Below are 16,995 nucleotides of genomic sequence, written 5' to 3' on the forward strand. Positions count from 1 at the left end.
GCTCAGGCTGTTCCGTTCGAAGTTACCCAGCGGTCACCCACCCTGTCCAGACTCCGCGCCTGTGATCCAGAGCCCCTTCGCCGCGTCGTACACGTGGACCGGGCTGCTCCCCTTCGCCCGCCCGCTGGTACGGAAGGCCTCCCCGCCCGGGGCTCCGATCCGCACCACACCGCTCCGCCCCTGCGCGCTCCACTCCAGCTCCAGGTACCAGCGGCAGTCGCAGCCGGCCGCGCGGGCGGAGACCAGCAGCTCCTCGGGCTCGGCCGCCGTGACCGCGTAGGGGAACGAGACGGCGGGGATCGTCCGTCCCTCCTCGCCCGAGGCGTCGTACCCGTCGACCGGCCGCGCGAGCGGGCGCGGCGCGTCGAGGTCCACCGCGAACCGGCGGGGGGTGACCGCCCCGCCGCACCCCTCGTCCATCCGGTACGCCTCCCGGGGCAGCGGCTCCGCCCGTCCCACCACGCGCACGTGCAGCCCCTGGAGGACGACGGCGGAGGTCCCCTTCCCCTGCACCGTGAGCCGTACGAGCGTCTGCCCGCCGTCCACCGCGCCGAGCGCCTCGGCCCACCGGGCCGCGTCGGCGGGCACCGGGGGAGCGGGGACCCGCGCCGGCGGCCGGTCCGCCAGATAGGTGTGCCCGCAGCCGTTCTCCCAGAGGGAGGCGACGGTGTACGTGAACGGGGGCGCCGTCGGCGGCTTCGCGCGGGACTGCGGCTCCCGTCCGGTCCCGGACAGCAGGACGGCCCCGAGCGTCAGCGCCACGACGCCGGCCACGGCACCGACGGCGAACCAGGCCCTCCGCCTCCGTCGGGGCGGCGCGGTGACGGGGGCGGCCGGGTCGGCGGGCGCGGAGGCCGAAGCGGGCCCGGCCAGGGGCTCGGAGCCGGGTGCGGGCGCCGGGGGCTCGGAGCCGGGTGCCGGCCCGGGCGCCGTCTCCGGCGCCTCGGGCGTCGCCGCCGTCTCCGGCGCCGTCGCCCCCGGCGTGACCGGGTCCGCCGCCTCCGCCGGGGGCCGCCGGACGCGGTCCGCGCGCCGCCAGCGCTCCTCCAGCTCGCGCGTCTCGTCCGCGCCGGCCCCGCACAGCCGGGCCAGGCGCTCGATGACGGCGAAGGACTCCGGGACGGCCGCTCCGGAGCCGTAACGGTGCAGGGTGGAGGCGCTGACGCCGAGGCGCCGCCCCAGCGCCTCGTAACTCCGCCCGTCCCGTTCCTTCAGCGCGCGCACCCGCGCCGCGAACTCCTCGACCTCACCCATCGGCCCACCCCCGCTCGTTCCACCCCTCTTGCGTTCTCCCACGTCAGAGGGGGTGGAATGGTTCCGGGACGGGTGGAGGGCGCGTCGCCGTTGTCCGGGGTGGGCGGGGGCCCGACGCTGGTGGAGCACTGACCGAACCACCCGACGGGGGATCCATCACGATGAGCACGCTCCGTACCGCACTCGCCACCGCCACCGCCGCCGCCCTGGGCCTCGCGGCCCTCGCCACGGCCCCGGCGCAGGCCGCCGCCCGGCCCGCCTTCCTCGCCGCCTCCCAGATGCCCGCGTCGTCGACGCCGTGGACCGCCACCCGGGTCTTCACCGGCGTCCCGGAGAACGGCGGCGCCCTCTGCGCCCCGTACAAGATCCCGGCGCAGAACACCCGCTACCGCGAGTTCAGCACCGAGCTCGACACCAACGGCGTCCAGATCACCACCGTCGCCCGCACCGAGGCCGACGCGGTGAAGCTGGTCGACACCCTCCGCAAGGCCCTCGCCGGCTGCGGGGCCCTCCTGGAGCGGCAGAACCCGGGCCTGCACGCCGTCAGCGCCTACCACGGCAAGCTCGCCGTGGAGGAGGGCGCCTGGGTCTACAGCCTGGACACCGCCGACCCGCAGATCGGCATCACCGACATCCACCTGTTCTCCGTCGGCCGCGACGGCCGCACCGTCACCTTCGTCCGCTGGGGCCGGATGGGCGACCTGAAGGACGCCCCGCTGGCCGCCTTCCGCACCACGGCGAAGACGGCGGTGAACAAGCTCTGGTGACGGGGGACCGCCCGGGTCACTGAGCCCGCAGCGCGAACCACAGCTCCATCCGTACGTCCGGATCGTCCAGGTCGCGGTCGAGCAGGGCCGCGCAGCGGGTGATCCGCTGGCGGACCGTGTTCCGGTGGATCTCCAGGGCCACCGCCGTCCGGTCCCAGCTGCCGTGCAGGGAGAGCCAGACCCGGAGGGTCTCGGCGAGCGGCTCGGTGAGCGGGGCCAGGGCGTCCCGGGCGTACGCGGCGGCCTCGTCGCGGTCCACCAGCGCGGCGAAGCCGCTGGCCCGGTGCCGCACCAGGGCCGTCCGGGAGGCCTCCGCCCTGCGCAGGGCCCGCGCCGCCTGCGCCTCCCCGGCCGCGAGCTCCGGGGCCGTCACCGGGGCGCTCGCCCCGAGCGTCCACCCCTGCTGCGCCGTGACGGGGGAGGAGGAGGGCAGGAGGAGCCGCACGGTGCCTTCCGTCTCGTCCGCGAGGGGGGTGCCGAGCGCCGCCGCCAGGCTCGCCGTGGCGAACGGGGTGCCGTCGCCGCCCCGCCCGTGGACCACAGTCCACGGGCCCGGGGCCAGGGTGCCCGCGACCTCCGCCGGGTCCGCGCCGAGCAGCAGCCGGACCAGGGCCCCGTCCCGCACCGTCACGTCCGCGCCCCGGTGCGGGGCCGTGAGCAGCGACAGCAGGACCACCGCCACGCCCGCGATCGTGTGGTCGCCCGGGCCGCGCCGCTCCGTCGCCACCCCCAGGGTCAGCCCGTCCCCGCCGCCGAGCGCGTACGCCGCGAGCCGCAGCCCGCCGCCGTCCCCGCTCGCCGAGGCCGGCCCGCCCGGGCGCGGCCCGAGCACCCCCGCCAGGTCCCGCAGCGCCCGCGCCGCCTCCGCCGGGACCTCCCGGCCGGCCGCCGCCGACTCCGTGCCGTCCGCGCCGAACAGCACCGCCCGGCCGCCCAGCCGGGAGGCCAGCGCGCCGAGGACCGCCGGGACCGGGGCCGGCCGGGCCGCGGCCGCCGCCAGGGACTGCTGGGCCTCCGTCACCCGGCGCAGCTCGTGCAGCCGGGCCTCCGCCATCAACCGCCACAGCGCCCGCGCCACCGCCGTGAACGGGGTCCGGGGCGGGACCTCCACCAGGGGCAGGCCGTGGCGCTCGCAGGCCTCGACCAGCTCGGCGGGGACCGTGTCGTAGACCGGCGTCACCCCGAAGGCGAGCGCCGCCGCCCCCGCCTCCACGACCCGGTCGACGTAGTGCGCCGGATCGGTGAGCTGCACGCCCGCCGTCATGAGCAGCTCGCCGCCGAGCAGATACGGATGGGGGTCGGCCATCTCCGAGGTGTGCACCCAGTGCAGCGGGACGTCCTGGGGCCCGGCGAGCAGCCGCAGGCCCAGGTCGGGGCGGGCGAGCAGCGCGGCGAGCGACACCGGCGGCGCCGGGGGGGTGGAGCCGGGCTCAGAAGGGGACGGAGCGGTCATCGGTATGGGCCCTTCGTACATCCCTCGCCCGGACAGTGGAGGAAACGTACACTTCAACGTCGCTTTCCGGCCACTTACTGTCGTTCTCATCCCAGGGCCGCGGGTACGGGCGGATGTCCCCGCGATCAGCACCTGGGCACTCCCCCGCACGACACGCCACCGAGGTGAGAAGGAGTCCCCATGGCCGTCGACTACACAGTGATCGTCCTGTATCTGGCCGGCATGCTCGCGATGGGCTGGTGGGGCATGCGCCGCGCCAAGTCCAAGAGCGAGTTCCTGGTGGCCGGCCGCCGCCTCGGACCCCTCATGTACTCCGGGACGATGGCCGCCATCGTCCTCGGCGGCGCCTCCACGATCGGCGGCGTCGGCCTCGGCTACAAGTACGGCCTCTCCGGCGCCTGGATGGTCTTCGCCATCGGCCTCGGCCTGCTGGCCCTCTCGGTCTTCTTCTCCGCGCGGATCGCGCGCCTGAAGGTCTACACCGTCTCCGAGATGCTCGACCTGCGCTACGGCGGCAAGGCCGGCGTCATCTCGGGCGTCGTGATGTGGGCGTACACCCTGATGCTCGCGGTCACCTCGACCATCGCGTACGCCACGATCTTCGACGTCCTCTTCGACCTGCCCCGGACCCTCGCGATCGTCCTCGGCGGCACCATCGTCGTCGCCTACTCGACCCTCGGCGGCATGTGGTCCATCACCATTACTGACATGGTGCAGTTCGTGGTGAAGACCATCGGCGTGCTGCTCCTGCTGCTGCCCATCGCCGTCGTCAAGGCCGGCGGCTTCGAGGGGATGCGGGAGGCGCTGCCCACCTCGTACTTCGCGCCCCTCGGCATCGGCGGCGAGACGATCTTCACGTACGTGCTGATCTACACCTTCGGCATGCTCATCGGCCAGGACATCTGGCAGCGGGTCTTCACCGCCCGCAACGACAAGGTCGCCCGCTGGGGCGGCACCGTCGCCGGCACCTACTGCCTCGCGTACGCGCTCGCCGGGGCCGTCATCGGCACGGCGGCCAAGGTGCTCTACCCGAAGCTGCCCAGCGCCGACGACGCCTTCGCCACCATCGTCAAGGACGAGCTGCCGATGGGCGTCCGGGGCCTCGTCCTCGCCGCCGCGCTCGCCGCCGTGATGTCCACCTCCTCCGGCGCCCTCATCGCCTGCGCCACCGTCGCCAACAACGACATCTGGTCACGACTGCGCGGCGCCGTCGCCAGGAAGAGCGAGGACGACCACGACGAGGTGAAGGGCAACCGCCTCTTCATCCTGATCATGGGCGTCGCCGTCATCCTCATCGCCATCGCCCTCAACGACGTCGTCCAGGCCCTCACCGTCGCCTACAACCTGCTGGTCGGCGGGCTCCTCGTGCCCATCCTCGGCGGCCTGCTCTGGCGCCGCGGCACCGTCCAGGGCGCGCTCGCCGCGGTCACCGTCGGCGGCCTGACCGTCATTGGCCTGATGTGGACTTACGGAATCTTGGCAAATGAGCCTGTTTACTATGGTTTGTTGGCCTCGCTCGCCGCTTATGTGATCGTTTCCCTGGCGACCCGCCCGACGGACGCCGCCGTGCTCGCGAACTGGCGCGCCCGGCTGGCGGGCCAGGACACCACGACCGAGCCCGGAACCGAAACGCCGGAACCGGCACCCGCGACCGCCTGACCACGGCCGCACCCCGGGCGTCGAGACCCGACGCCCGGGCCGCATGAAACACACCCCAGGAGGACCCCGACCATGAGCAGCAGCGACCAGAACGCCTTCCGCGGCCCGATCGACTCGTCCCGCATCCCGCGGTACGCCGGTCCCGCGACGTTCGCCCGGCTGCCGCGCCTCGACGAGGTCGGCACCGCCGACGTCGCCGTGGTCGGCGTCCCCTTCGACACCGGCGTCTCCTACCGCCCCGGCGCCCGCTTCGGCGGCAACGCCATCCGCGAGGCCTCCCGCCTGCTCCGCCCGTACAACCCCGCGCAGGACGCCTCCCCGTTCGCCCTCGCCCAGGTCGCGGACGCCGGTGACATCGCCGCCAACCCGTTCAACATCAACGAGGCCGTCGAGACCATCGAGGCCGCCGCCGACGACCTCCTCGGCACCGGCGCCCGCATGATGACCCTCGGCGGCGACCACACCATCGCCCTGCCGCTGCTGCGCTCCGTCGCCAAGAAGCACGGCCCCGTCGCCCTGCTCCACTTCGACGCGCACCTCGACACCTGGGACACCTACTTCGGCGCCGAGTACACCCACGGCACCCCGTTCCGCCGCGCCGTCGAGGAGGGCATCCTCGACACCTCCGCCCTCTCCCACGTCGGCACCCGCGGCCCGCTCTACGGCAAGCAGGACCTCACCGACGACGAGAAGCTCGGCTTCGGCATCGTCACCTCCGCCGACGTCTACCGCCGCGGCGCCGACGAGATCGCCGACCAGCTGCGCCAGCGCATCGGCGACCGCCCGCTGTACATCTCCATCGACATCGACTGCCTCGACCCGGCCCACGCCCCCGGCACCGGCACCCCCGAGGCCGGCGGCATGACCTCCCGCGAGCTGCTGGAGATCCTCCGCGGCCTCTCCTCCTGCAACCTGGTCTCCGCGGACGTCGTCGAGGTCGCCCCGGCGTACGACCACGCCGAGATCACGGCGGTCGCCGCGTCGCACACGGCGTACGAGCTGACGACGATCATGTCGCGCCAGATCGCCGCGGCCCGCGCCGCCGAGTAGGACCCTGCCGGGGTGCGCGGTGCGGGCCGCGCACCCCGACCACCGGGCCGCACACGACCATCGAGCCAAGGGACCTCATGACCCACGACCACGACCTCGTACTGCGGCCCACCGCTGCCCAGACGGAGGCGGCCCTCAACCCGCCCCAGGGGCGCAACGGCGGTGACCTCGTCGTCGAGACCCTCACCGGCCTCGGCGCCACCACCGTCTTCGGCCTCCCCGGCCAGCACGCCCTGGGCATGTTCGACGCCCTCCGCCGCTCGGCCCTGCGCTACGTCGGCCTCCGCGTCGAGAACAACGCCGGCTTCGCCGCCGACGCGTACGGCCGGATCACCGGCGAGGCCGCCCCGCTGCTGCTCTCCACCGGCCCCGGCGCGCTCATGTCGCTCGCCGCGCTGCAGGAGGCGGCCGCCGCCTCCGCCCCCGTCCTCGCCATCGGCAGCCAGATCCCGGTGGCCGGGCTCGGCGGCGGCCGGCACGGCTACCTCCACGAGCTCCGCGACCAGCAGGCCTCCTTCCGGGACGTCGTGAAGTCCGTCCACACGGTCCGCACGCAGTCCCAGATCCCCTCCGCGATCGCGGCGGCCTGGGAGTCGGCGCTCACCGCCCCGCACGGGCCGGTCTGGGTGGAGATCCCGCAGGACGTGCTCCTCGCCGAGACCACGCTCCCCGTCGTCACCGCCATGGACGCCACGCCCGAGGAGGTCGTCCCGCGCCCCGAGCTGACGGCCGTCGCGGCGCACCTCCTGGAGAACGCCGAGCGGCCCGCGATCATCGCCGGCGGCGGGGTCGTCCGCTCCGACGCCTCCGGCAAGCTCCTCGCGCTCGCGGAGCGGCTCGACATCCCCGTCGTCACCACCTTCGGCGGCAAGGGCGCCTTCCCCTGGGAGCACCCGCTGTCGCTCCAGTCCTGGCTAGAGGACCGGCACACCACGGACTTCCTGGAGGACGCCGACGTCCTGCTCGTCGTGGGCTCGGGGCTCGGCGAGCTGTCCTCGAACTACCACACGTTCGCGCCCCGCGGCCGGGTGATCCAGATCGAGGCCGACGCGGGCAAGCTGGAGTCCAACCATCCGGCGCTCGGCATCCACGCGGACGCCCGCCTCGCGCTCCAGGCGCTCCTGGAGACGGTCGGGGAGCGCACGGACCCGGCCGCCCCGGAGCGGGTCGCCGCCGTCCTGGGCAAGGTCCGGGAGCGGATCGCCGCGCAGGACCTGGGCCTGGAGCAGCAGGTCGTCGCGGCGGTCCGGGAGGCGCTGCCGGACCGGGCGCCGAGCTTCTGGGACATGACGATCCTGGCGTACTGGGCGTGGTCGGCCTTCGACGCGCGGCACCCGAACACGATGCACTCCGCGCAGGGCGCGGGCGGCCTCGGCTACGGCTTCCCCGCCGCGCTCGGCGCGGCCGCCGCCGACCCGTCGCAGCCGGTCCTCGCGGTGTCCGGCGACGGCGGCGCGATGTACTCGATCGCGGAGCTCGCGACGGCGAAGCAGTACGGGCTCGACGTGACGTGGCTGATCGTCGACGACGGCGGGTACGGGATCCTGCGGGAGTACATGACGGGCGCGTTCGGCGAGGCGACGGCCACCGAACTCACCCGCCCGGACTTCGTCGCCCTGGCCGAGTCCTTCGGCGTCCCGGCCACCCCGACGACCCCGGAGACCCTGGCGACGGACCTGGCGAAGGCCCTGGCCACCCCGGGCCCGTCGGTGGTCGTCCTCCCGGCCCTCCTGAGGATGTTCGAACCGACGCACCTCTGACCGCACTGCGACGGCCTCGCGGCGCGCCTCCGGGCGCGCCGCGGATGCCCCGGAGGCATACGTGGTGAATGTTCCGGAGGCATAGTCTGAGGGTGTATGCGGACGGCGGCGCACTCCGCGTACACCACGGCGTTCGTTCCCCGGTGAGGTGAAACGCCATGCGACGCCATTCCGTATTGCTCGTGCCCGCTTCCGTCGCGCTCGGCATCGTGGGCTTCCTCGCCCCGACCGCAGGCGCCGTCAGTGCCCACTTCGTCGGCACCCCCACCGCGACGGCCTCGGGCAGCAGCCTGACCGTCAAGGGCAAGGAGGCCGGCCTGGGCAACCAGCAGTCCGTGAACATCTCCGTCACCGCCGACGCCCAGTGCGTCAACCGCGGCGGCAACGACCCCAGCGCCGGCAACAAGCAGTCCACCGGCGGCGGAGGCACCTTCCCCGTCCAGAACGGGAAGGCCAACTTCTCCGTGACCGTCACGGCGACCTTCCAGCCCAAGTGCTCCCCTCCGATGAGCCTGGTGTGGAGCAACGTGGTCGTCACGGACACCGGCAACAACATCTCCGTCACCCTCCCCGGCCCCTTCTGACCCCTCCGGCCCCCCGGGCCCCGGTGTCAGGACCGGGGCCCACGCCGCCCCGGCTCAGGGCACGAGCTTCTCCCACCTCTCCCGGTAGAGGCCCAGCTGGTGCTCGTACCCCTCGTGGAACGCCGCGATCTCCTTGTCGGTCAGCCCCTTCCCGTACATCGGCTCCGGGGCTATCAGCTCCGTGATGTCCACGACGACCGCGGCCGCCGCCCGGGCGTGCTCGCCGCCCTTCTCCCGGGCGGCGAGCAGCTGGAGCCCCATGGACCGCAGGAGGTTCTCGAAGTTGTTCCGCGGGGTGTTCGTCGTCTTCTTCCGCTCGGACGGCCGGCCCAGCTCGGTCCTCCCCTTGGCCAGCCCCTCGAGAACCTGCACCGCCGCGTGCAGCCGCCCCCACCGGTACGGCCCCCCGTCCTCGACCCGTCCCATGGACCTCCCCTTCCACTCGGACCACGGCGCCGCCCGTGCGACGGCCCCGGGGACTCCCTACCCGCCCCGGCGGTATTTGTTGCGGCGGGATGAAATCGCACGTCGGCCGTGTTGGGCCTTCCGGTAGAGCAGGACGGATGGGAGGCCCTCGTGGCGGTGGTCGGGGAGAAACAACAGGGCTGGGCGCGCAGGCTGGCCGGGTACGCGTGGCGGTACAAGGCGAACACGCTGCTCGCGCTGGGGTCCTCCCTCGCCGGCATGGCCGTGCTCGCCCTCGTGCCGCTCGTCACCAAGGTGATCATCGACGACGTCATCGGGGCGAAGACCCGGAGCCTCGGCGTCTGGACGGGGCTGCTCCTCGGCGCCGCCGTCTTCGTCTACGCCCTCACCTACGTCCGCCGCTACTACGGCGGAAAGCTCGCCCTCGACGTCCAGCACGACCTGCGGACCGACATGTACGAGACCGTCACCCGGCTCGACGGGCGGCGGCAGGACGAGCTGTCCACCGGGCAGGTCGTCGGGCGGGCCACCAGTGACCTCCAGCTCATCCAGGGCCTTCTCTTCATGCTCCCGATGACCATCGGGAACATCCTGCTGTTCCTCATATCGCTGGCCGTCATGGCCTACCTGTCGATCCCGCTCACCCTCGTCGCCCTCGCCGTCGCCCCCGCCCTCTGGTGGATCGCCAAGCGCAGCCGTACCCGCCTCCACCCCGCCACCTGGCACGCCCAGCAGCAGGCGGCCGTCGTCGCCGGCGTCGTCGACGGGGCCGTGACCGGCGTCCGGGTCGTGAAGGGCTTCGGGCAGGAGGACCAGGAGACCGGCAAGATCCGCGAGGCCGGGCGGAAGCTGTTCGCGGGCCGCCTGCGGACGATCCGGCTGAACTCCAAGTACACCCCGGCCCTCCAGGCCGTGCCCGCCCTCGGCCAGGTCGCGGTCCTCGCGCTCGGCGGCTGGCTCGCCTACCGGCACCAGATCACCCTCGGCACCTTCGTCGCCTTCTCCTCGTACCTGGCCTCCCTCGTCGGCCCGGTCCGCATGCTCGCCATGGTCCTCACCGTCGGCCAGCAGGCCCGCGCGGGCGTCGAGCGGGTCTACGACCTCATCGACACCGAGCCGACCATCAAGGACGGCACCAAGGAGCTGCCCGCCGACGCGCCCGCGACCGTCGAGTTCGACGACGTGTCCTTCGCGTACGAGGGCGCCTCCGGCAAAACGAAGCCCGTCCTCGAAGGCTTCTCCCTGGAGATCCGGCAGGGCGAGACCGTCGCCGTCGTCGGCGCCTCCGGCTCCGGCAAGTCGACCGTCTCCCTCCTCCTGCCCCGCTTCTACGACGTCACCCACGGCGCCGTCCTCGTCGGCGGCCACGACGTCCGCGAGCTCACCCTCGACTCGCTGCGCGCCGCCGTCGGCCTCGTCCCCGAGGACTCCTTCCTCTTCTCCGACACGGTCGCCGCGAACATCGCGTACGGCGTCCCCGACGCCACCCGCGAGCAGATCGAGACCGCCGCCCGCGCCGCCCAGGCGGACCGTTTCATCGCCGAGCTCCCGGACGGCTACGACACCAAGGTCGGCGAGCACGGCCTCACCCTCTCCGGCGGCCAGCGCCAGCGCGTCGCGCTCGCCCGCGCGATCCTCACCGACCCCCGGCTCCTCCTCCTCGACGACGCCACCTCCGCCGTCGACGCCAAGGTCGAGCACGAGATCCACGAGGCCCTGAAGTCGGTCATGGCGGGCCGTACGACCCTGCTCATCGCGCACCGCCGCTCCACCCTCGGCCTCGCCGACCGCATCGCCGTCCTCGAGGACGGCCGCCTCGCCGACATCGGCACCCACGCCGAGCTGGAGCAGCGCTCCCCGCTCTTCCGCCGTCTCCTCACCGACCCCGAGGAGCTCGGCGCCGTCTCGCCCGGCCGCCTCACGCCGCCGGACGAGCTCCCCGAGGACCGCACGCTGCGGGCCGAGCTGGACGCCGAGTTCGACGCCGAGCGGGGCATCACCCCCACCCTGTGGGTACGGGACGAGACCACCGGCCGCGAGACCCCCGCGCCCGGGGCGACCCCCGAGCTGCTCGCCGCCGTCGAGGCCCTGCCGCCGGCCACCGACATCCCGGACATCGACGAGGCCCGGGCCGTGTCGCCCGAGGACACGTACGGGCTGCGCCGACTCCTGCGCGGCTTCGGCGTCCCGCTGCTCATCAGCCTCGGCCTGGTCGCCCTCGACGCGGGCGCGGGCCTGCTGCTCCCGGTCCTGATCCGGCACGGCATCGACGAGGGCGTGAACCGGCTCGCGATCGGCGCCGTCTGGGCGGCCTCCGCGCTCGCCCTGGTCACCGTCCTCGTGCAGTGGGTCGCGCAGACCGCCGAGACCCGGATGACCGGCCGCACCGGTGAGCGGGTCCTGTACGCGCTGCGCCTGAAGATCTTCGCCCAGCTCCAGCGGCTCGGCCTCGACTACTACGAGCGCGAGCTGACCGGTCGGATCATGACCCGGATGACCACGGACGTGGACGCCCTGTCGACGTTCCTCCAGACGGGTCTGGTCACCGCCTTCGTCTCCGTCGTGACCTTCTTCGGCATCATGGTCGCGCTGCTCGTGCTCGACCTCCAGCTCGCCCTGGTCGTCTTCACGACCCTGCCGGTCCTCGCCATCGCCACGTACTACTTCCGCCGCTCCAGCGTGAAGGCGTACGAGCTGGCGCGCGAGCGGATCAGCGTCGTCAACGCCGACCTCCAGGAGTCCGTCTCGGGCCTGCGGATCGTGCAGGCCTTCCGCCGCGAGCGCTCGGGCGCGGCCCGGTACGCGGAGCGCAGCGACGCCTACCGCGAGGCGCGGATCCGGGGCCAGTGGCTGATCTCGGTCTACTTCCCGTTCGTGACGCTGCTGTCCTCGGCCGCGGCGGCCGCCGTCCTGATCGTCGGTGCGAACCGCATCGAGGCCGGCACCCTCACCACCGGCGCCCTCGTCGCCTACCTCCTCTACATCGACCTCTTCTTCGCGCCCGTCCAGCAGCTCTCGCAGGTCTTCGACGGCTACCAGCAGGCCGCCGTCTCGCTGAAGCGGATGCAGGAGCTCCTCCAGGAGCCGACGTCGACGGCCGCCGCCGACGCGCCCCTGGACGTGCTGTCGCTGCGCGGCGAGATCGCCTTCGAGGACGTCTCCTTCGCGTACGGGGACGAGGAGACGGCGCTGACCGGGATCGACCTGCGGATCCCCGCCGGGCAGACCGTCGCCTTCGTCGGCGAGACCGGCGCCGGGAAGTCCACGCTGGTCAAGCTGGTCGCCCGGTTCTACGACCCGACCGGCGGCCGGGTCACCGCCGACGGCACCGACCTGCGGGACCTCGACATCACCGCGTACCGCCACCGGCTCGGCGTCGTCCCCCAGGAGGCGTACCTCTTCGCCGGGACGATCCGCGACGCCATCGCGTACGGCCGCCCCGAGGCGACCGACGCCGAGGTCGAGGCGGCGGCCCGCGCGGTCGGCGCGCACGACATGATCGCCACGCTCGACGGCGGCTACCTCCACGAGGTCGCCGAGCGCGGCCGGAACCTCTCCGCCGGGCAGCGCCAGCTGATCGCCCTGGCCCGCGCCGAACTCGTCGACCCGGACATCCTGCTCCTGGACGAGGCCACGGCGGCCCTGGACCTGGCGACCGAGGCCCAGGTCAACCAGGCCACCGACCGGCTCGCGGGCCGCCGCACGACGCTCGTCGTCGCCCACCGCCTCACGACGGCCGCCCGCGCCGACCGCGTGGTCGTCATGGACCACGGCCGGGTCGCGGAGGACGGCACCCACGACGAACTCCTCGCCCTGGGCGGCCGGTACGCGACGCTGTGGAACACGTTCATCGGGGAGGCGGAGCCGGAGCGGGTCTGAGTCTTCGCGGAACCGGCACACCCGGAGGCAACCATTCCCGGGCGTCGTGCGTCGTACGGCCGTACGACGACTCGCCCGGGAGGGGAACGCATGACCACGGACACCGGCACGCCGCGGATCCTCGCCCGCATGCTCGTCCCGCTCCTCTCCGCGCTCGCGCTGCTCCTCCTCCCCGGGCCCGGGGCCGGGGGCGCGACCGCCGACGCCGCCTCCGTCTGCCAGGGCCGCCCCACCAGGACCATCGCCTTCTCCACCGGCGAACTGCGCCTCTACCGGACCCGGCAGTACGTCTGCGCCGTCACCGTCGCCAAACGGCCGGGACCCCGCCGTCCGATGTCCGTCACGCTCCAGCCGCGCGGCGCCCGCCCCGTCGTCCGGTCCGGCCGGTTCGACCGGCAGGCCGGCCCCCTGACCGTCCACGCGCTCAACCGCTGCGTCCGGGCGGCCGGTTCGGTGGCGGGCCGGGGGACGGCGACGGGCTGGATCCTGTGCTGATGTGCAGGAAAGTCCAAGAGTAAGGATCAACTGGGTCTGGCGGTCCGCACGTTGTCCCCGCTAGGTTCGCGACACCGTTGTGAACCAAGGGGAGGGTGAATGCGCAAGTCGCTGAGATGGGCGCTGTCGCTTTCGGTGCTCATAGGCACCGTCGGGTCGACCGGTGTGGCTACCGCCGCGGACACGGAGACCGGCAGCGCGGCCGTCGTCGACTCGCAGAGCACGAGCACCGACATCAAGGACCGCATCCTGGCGATCCCCGGGATGAGCCTGATCGAGGAGAAGCCGTACGCGGGCTACCGCTACTTCGTCCTCAACTACGAGCAGCCGATCGACCACAAGCGCCCGTGGGCGGGCACGTTCCAGCAGCGGATCTCGATCCTCCACAAGGACACGAGCCGCCCCACCGTCTTCCGCACCAGCGGCTACGGCCTCTCCACCACGCCGAGCCGCACCGAGCCGACGCGGATCATCGACGGCAACCAGGTCTCCATGGAGTACCGCTTCTTCACGCCGTCCCGCCCGGCGCCGGCCGACTGGTCGAAGCTGGACATCTGGCAGGCGGCCAGCGACCAGCACCGCATCTACACGGCGCTGAAGTCGATCTACGGCCAGAAGTGGCTGTCCACCGGCGCCTCCAAGGGCGGCATGACCGCCACGTACTACGAGCGCTTCTACCCGCGCGACATGGACGGCGTCGTCGCGTACGTGGCACCGAACGACGTGGTCAACAAGGAGGACTCGGCCTACGACCGGTTCTTCGAGACCGTCGGAACGAAGGACTGCCGCGACCGCCTGAACAACATGCAGCGCGAGGCCCTCGTCCGCCGCGAGCCGCTGGAGAAGAAGTACAAGGCCTGGGCCGAGTCCGAGGGCGCCACCTTCAACACGGTCGGCTCGCTCGACAAGGCCTACGAGGCCGTCGTCCTCGACTTCGTGTGGGGCTTCTGGCAGTACTACGGCCAGGACGTCTGCGACCAGATCCCGGACGCGGCGACCGCGAGCGACGACGTCGTGTACGACACGATCGACGCGTACTCCGGCTGGTCCGCCTACACCGACCAGGGCCTGGAGTACTACACGCCGTACTACTACCAGGCGGCGACCGAGCTCGGCTCGCCCACCATCAAGCAGCCGCACCTGAACGGCCTGACCCGCTACGGCTACCAGCCGGCCAGCAGCTTCGTGCCGAGCTCCATCCCCATGAAGTTCAAGCCGTGGGTCATGCGGGACGTCGACGACTGGGTCCGCAAGAACGCGAACCACATGCTCTTCGTCTACGGCGGCAACGACCCGTGGGGCTCGGAGAAGTTCCACGTCGACAAGGGCGCGCGCGACTCCTTCGTCTACGTGGCGCCGGGCATGAACCACGGTGCGAACGTCGCGGGCCTGGTCCCGTCGGAGCGTGACAACGCGACGGCCCGCATCCTGGCGTGGGCGGGCGTCTCGGCCCCGGCGGTGCAGGCGGCGCAGCCGCTGGCGCGGTTCGATGCGCGACTGGACGCGACGGTCGACGAGGACGCGACGCGGGAGCACGGCCTGCGCCCGTAACGCCCTTCCCGTTGTGGGCAGTCGTTCCGCTGGGGCGGAACGGGTGGGCACAACGGAACGGCGCCCTTGCCGGCGCCAGAGGCTCCCGAGCCCGGACCCGCACCCCGTGCACAGCGCCCTTGTGGTGCGGGTCCGGGCGCGGAACGCGGAGGCGCCGCTAGGGGCGCCGCCCCGTGTGCCCACCCTCCCCGAGCTCTCGGCTTCGCTCGAGCAGGGGGACCCCCATCGCCCTGCGGGACGATTGCCCACACGGCGGGTGGGCACCGCCCGACGCGGGCTCAGCGCGTGTACGACAAGCCGTACCCCACCGGGTGCAGGACCTTCGTCGGGTCGGACGCGTCCTGGACCGGGACCGGGAGGCGGCCCCGCGGTGCGGCCCGGCCCGCCAGGACGCGCACCGCCGCGCGGAGTTCGACGTCCGTCCAGGAGTAGGACGCCAGACTCGCCCGTTGCCCCCCGAGACGCGCCACGTCGTACGGGTTCCGGATCGCGACCGTCACCACCGGCACCCCGGTCGCGACGAGCCGCGCGACCAGCGTCCGCTGCGGACTGGTCGCGGAGACGTTGTACGTGCCGACGAGCACCACGTCCTTGCCGCCCGCCGCCGCCACCGCCTCCTCGATCTTCGTCGCCGTCGGCGTGATCCCGGTGGAGAGCGCCGTCGCGCTGAAGCCCAGCTCCGTGAGGGCCGTCGCGAGCGTCGTCGTCGGCGGGCCCGTCGTACCGGACGGGGACGCCGGGTCGGCGCCGACGACGAGGACCGAGCGGTGGGTCGCCGGGCTCAGCGGCAGGAAGCCGTCCTCGTTGAGCAGCAGGGTCGTCGTCGCCTCGGCGATGCGGTCGGCGTGCGCGAGGTGGGACTCGCTGCCGACCACCCGCTCGACGCCCGCCCGCGTCGCGTACGCCTGCCGGAAGAGGCCCAGCTTCGCCTTGAGCCGCAGGATCCGCAGGATCGATTCGTCGAGCCGGGCCTCCGTCAGCTCGCCCGCCCTGACCGCCGCCAGGACCGCGTTCCAGGCGACGTCGAGCCTGGGCGGGTTGAGCAGCTGGTCGACCCCGGCCTTCAGGGCGAGGACCGGGACGCGCTCGTCGCCGTACTTGGTGCGTACGCCCTCCATGCCGAGCGAGTCGGTGACCACCACGCCGTCGTAGCCGAGCTGTTCGCGCAGGATGCCGGTGAGGATGGGCCGGGACAGCGTCGCCGGGTCCTCGCTGGGGTCGAGCGCGGGGACCACGATGTGCGCGGTCATGATCGAGTCGATGCCGGCGTCGATCGCCGCCCGGAACGGCGGCGCGTCGAGCTCCGCCCACTGCTCCCGGGTGTGGGTGATCGTCGGCAGGCCGTAGTGGCTGTCGACGGCGGTGTCGCCGTGGCCCGGGAAGTGCTTGGAGGTGGCCGCGACCCCGGCCTGCTGGTAGCCCTTCACCTGCGCGGCGACGAGTCCGGCGACGGCCTGCGGGTCGGAGCCGAAGGAGCGGACGCCGATGACGGGGTTGGCCGGGTTGACGTTCACGTCGGCGACGGGGGCGTAGTTCTGCCGGATGCCGATGGCGGCGAGCTCCTCGCCGGCGATCTGCGCGGCTTTGCGGGCGTCCGCGTGCGAGCCGCCGGCGCCGAGGGCCATCGCCCCGGGCAGCAGGGTCGCGGGCTTGCCGACGCGGCAGACGATGCCGTGCTCCTGATCGGTGGAGATGAGCACCGGGACGGGAGTGGGCCGGGCGAGCGCGGCCTGCTGGATGCCGTTGGAGAGCTCGGCGATCTGCTGCGGGTCGCGGGTGTTGTGGGCCCACGTGAAGTAGATGATCCCGCCCACGTGATAGCGCTCGACCAGCTCGGCGGCGGTGCGGACGCCGATCTCCGCGAGGTTGGCGTCGACGTCGGCCTGGTCGGGGGCGGTGGCGGAGTGGCCGTAGACCCGCATGACGAAGAGCTGGCCGACCTTCTCCTCGAGGGACATCCGGTCGATGATCCGCCGGAGCGCGAGGTCGTCGGATGCGGCGTTCGTCTCCGCGTGGGCGGTGGGCGCGAAGGCGCCGGTGACGGCCGCCGCGGCGGCTGCGGCGGTCACCGTGAGGAGGGTACGTCGGGAGGGGGCGGGGGCGCGGTGGTGCACTGA

At 73.3% G+C, this 16,995-nt stretch carries 12 protein-coding genes; 8 read left to right on the plus strand and 4 right to left on the minus strand.

Annotation, left to right across the window (positions count from 1 at the left end; genetic code table 11):
• Nucleotides 1–33: 33 nt before the first annotated feature.
• Nucleotides 34–1,254, minus strand: a complete 1,221-nt coding sequence (locus ACFYX3_RS27520; RefSeq protein WP_389018514.1) for a helix-turn-helix domain-containing protein — start codon at nucleotides 1,252–1,254, stop codon at nucleotides 34–36.
• Nucleotides 1,255–1,415: 161 nt separating this feature from the next.
• On the opposite strand from ACFYX3_RS27520, the gene ACFYX3_RS27525 reads away from it, so the two are divergent.
• Nucleotides 1,416–2,021 (plus strand): hypothetical protein, encoded by a 606-nt coding sequence (locus tag ACFYX3_RS27525; protein WP_389018517.1) that lies wholly within the window; start codon nucleotides 1,416–1,418, stop codon nucleotides 2,019–2,021.
• Between the two features lie 16 nt (nucleotides 2,022–2,037).
• Here ACFYX3_RS27525 and ACFYX3_RS27530 read toward each other — a convergent pair whose 3' ends face one another.
• Complete coding sequence (locus ACFYX3_RS27530; protein ID WP_389018520.1) at nucleotides 2,038–3,495, minus strand: PucR family transcriptional regulator; 1,458 nt, start codon at nucleotides 3,493–3,495, stop codon at nucleotides 2,038–2,040.
• A gap of 159 nt (nucleotides 3,496–3,654) precedes the next feature.
• Between ACFYX3_RS27530 and ACFYX3_RS27535 the strand changes: the two genes are divergently transcribed.
• From ACFYX3_RS27535 to ACFYX3_RS27550, 4 genes are all read left to right on the plus strand, one after another.
• Nucleotides 3,655–5,133 carry a sodium:solute symporter gene (locus tag ACFYX3_RS27535; protein WP_389018523.1) on the plus strand — a complete coding sequence of 493 codons (1,479 nt, stop codon included), beginning with the start codon at nucleotides 3,655–3,657 and terminating at the stop codon, nucleotides 5,131–5,133.
• Nucleotides 5,134–5,205: 72 nt separating this feature from the next.
• Nucleotides 5,206–6,183 (plus strand): agmatinase, encoded by a 978-nt coding sequence (gene speB, locus ACFYX3_RS27540; RefSeq protein WP_376584377.1) that lies wholly within the window; start codon nucleotides 5,206–5,208, stop codon nucleotides 6,181–6,183.
• A 77-nt stretch (nucleotides 6,184–6,260) separates the two neighbouring features.
• Nucleotides 6,261–7,943 carry a thiamine pyrophosphate-binding protein gene (locus ACFYX3_RS27545; RefSeq protein ID WP_389018528.1) on the plus strand — a complete coding sequence of 561 codons (1,683 nt, stop codon included), beginning with the start codon at nucleotides 6,261–6,263 and terminating at the stop codon, nucleotides 7,941–7,943.
• Between the two features lie 158 nt (nucleotides 7,944–8,101).
• Entirely contained in the window at nucleotides 8,102–8,527 is a 426-nt protein-coding gene (locus ACFYX3_RS27550; protein ID WP_389018531.1) for a hypothetical protein, read from the plus strand.
• A gap of 54 nt (nucleotides 8,528–8,581) precedes the next feature.
• Here the strand turns inward: ACFYX3_RS27550 and ACFYX3_RS27555 are convergent, their stop codons facing one another.
• Nucleotides 8,582–8,953, minus strand: coding sequence for a hypothetical protein (locus tag ACFYX3_RS27555; RefSeq protein WP_389018534.1), 372 nt, complete (start codon nucleotides 8,951–8,953; stop codon nucleotides 8,582–8,584).
• 156 nt (nucleotides 8,954–9,109) lie between these two features.
• On the opposite strand from ACFYX3_RS27555, the gene ACFYX3_RS27560 reads away from it, so the two are divergent.
• The 3 genes from ACFYX3_RS27560 (at nucleotide 9,110) to ACFYX3_RS27570 (ending at nucleotide 14,878) form a co-directional block, all read left to right on the plus strand.
• Nucleotides 9,110–12,832: an ABC transporter ATP-binding protein gene (locus ACFYX3_RS27560; RefSeq protein WP_389018683.1), complete on the plus strand. Its 3,723-nt coding sequence runs from the start codon at nucleotides 9,110–9,112 to the stop codon at nucleotides 12,830–12,832.
• Between the two features lie 90 nt (nucleotides 12,833–12,922).
• Nucleotides 12,923–13,327 carry a hypothetical protein gene (locus ACFYX3_RS27565; RefSeq protein WP_389018537.1) on the plus strand — a complete coding sequence of 135 codons (405 nt, stop codon included), beginning with the start codon at nucleotides 12,923–12,925 and terminating at the stop codon, nucleotides 13,325–13,327.
• 99 nt (nucleotides 13,328–13,426) lie between these two features.
• On the plus strand, nucleotides 13,427–14,878 hold the full coding sequence (locus ACFYX3_RS27570) for an aminopeptidase (RefSeq protein ID WP_389018540.1): 1,452 nt from the start codon (nucleotides 13,427–13,429) through the stop codon (nucleotides 14,876–14,878).
• 278 nt (nucleotides 14,879–15,156) lie between these two features.
• Here ACFYX3_RS27570 and ACFYX3_RS27575 read toward each other — a convergent pair whose 3' ends face one another.
• Nucleotides 15,157–16,992, minus strand: coding sequence for a glycoside hydrolase family 3 protein (locus ACFYX3_RS27575; RefSeq protein WP_389018543.1), 1,836 nt, complete (start codon nucleotides 16,990–16,992; stop codon nucleotides 15,157–15,159).
• Nucleotides 16,993–16,995: the final 3 nt, after the last annotated feature.

The sequence above is a fragment of the Streptomyces sp. NPDC002463 genome, from assembly GCF_042889835.1.
Lineage (GTDB): Bacteria > Actinomycetota > Actinomycetes > Streptomycetales > Streptomycetaceae > Streptomyces > Streptomyces nymphaeiformis.

Coding starts and splice junctions, on each gene's coding strand:
- ACFYX3_RS27550 (WP_389018531.1), top strand. CDS start 8,102: ATGCGACGCCATTCCGTATTGCTCGTGCCCGCTTCCGTCGCGCTCGGC.
- ACFYX3_RS27565 (WP_389018537.1), top strand. CDS start 12,923: ATGACCACGGACACCGGCACGCCGCGGATCCTCGCCCGCATGCTCGTC.
- ACFYX3_RS27545 (WP_389018528.1), top strand. CDS start 6,261: ATGACCCACGACCACGACCTCGTACTGCGGCCCACCGCTGCCCAGACG.
- ACFYX3_RS27530 (WP_389018520.1), bottom strand. CDS start 3,495: ATGTACGAAGGGCCCATACCGATGACCGCTCCGTCCCCTTCTGAGCCC.
- ACFYX3_RS27520 (WP_389018514.1), bottom strand. CDS start 1,254: ATGGGTGAGGTCGAGGAGTTCGCGGCGCGGGTGCGCGCGCTGAAGGAA.
- speB (WP_376584377.1), top strand. CDS start 5,206: ATGAGCAGCAGCGACCAGAACGCCTTCCGCGGCCCGATCGACTCGTCC.
- ACFYX3_RS27535 (WP_389018523.1), top strand. CDS start 3,655: ATGGCCGTCGACTACACAGTGATCGTCCTGTATCTGGCCGGCATGCTC.
- ACFYX3_RS27525 (WP_389018517.1), top strand. CDS start 1,416: ATGAGCACGCTCCGTACCGCACTCGCCACCGCCACCGCCGCCGCCCTG.
- ACFYX3_RS27570 (WP_389018540.1), top strand. CDS start 13,427: ATGCGCAAGTCGCTGAGATGGGCGCTGTCGCTTTCGGTGCTCATAGGC.
- ACFYX3_RS27555 (WP_389018534.1), bottom strand. CDS start 8,953: ATGGGACGGGTCGAGGACGGGGGGCCGTACCGGTGGGGGCGGCTGCAC.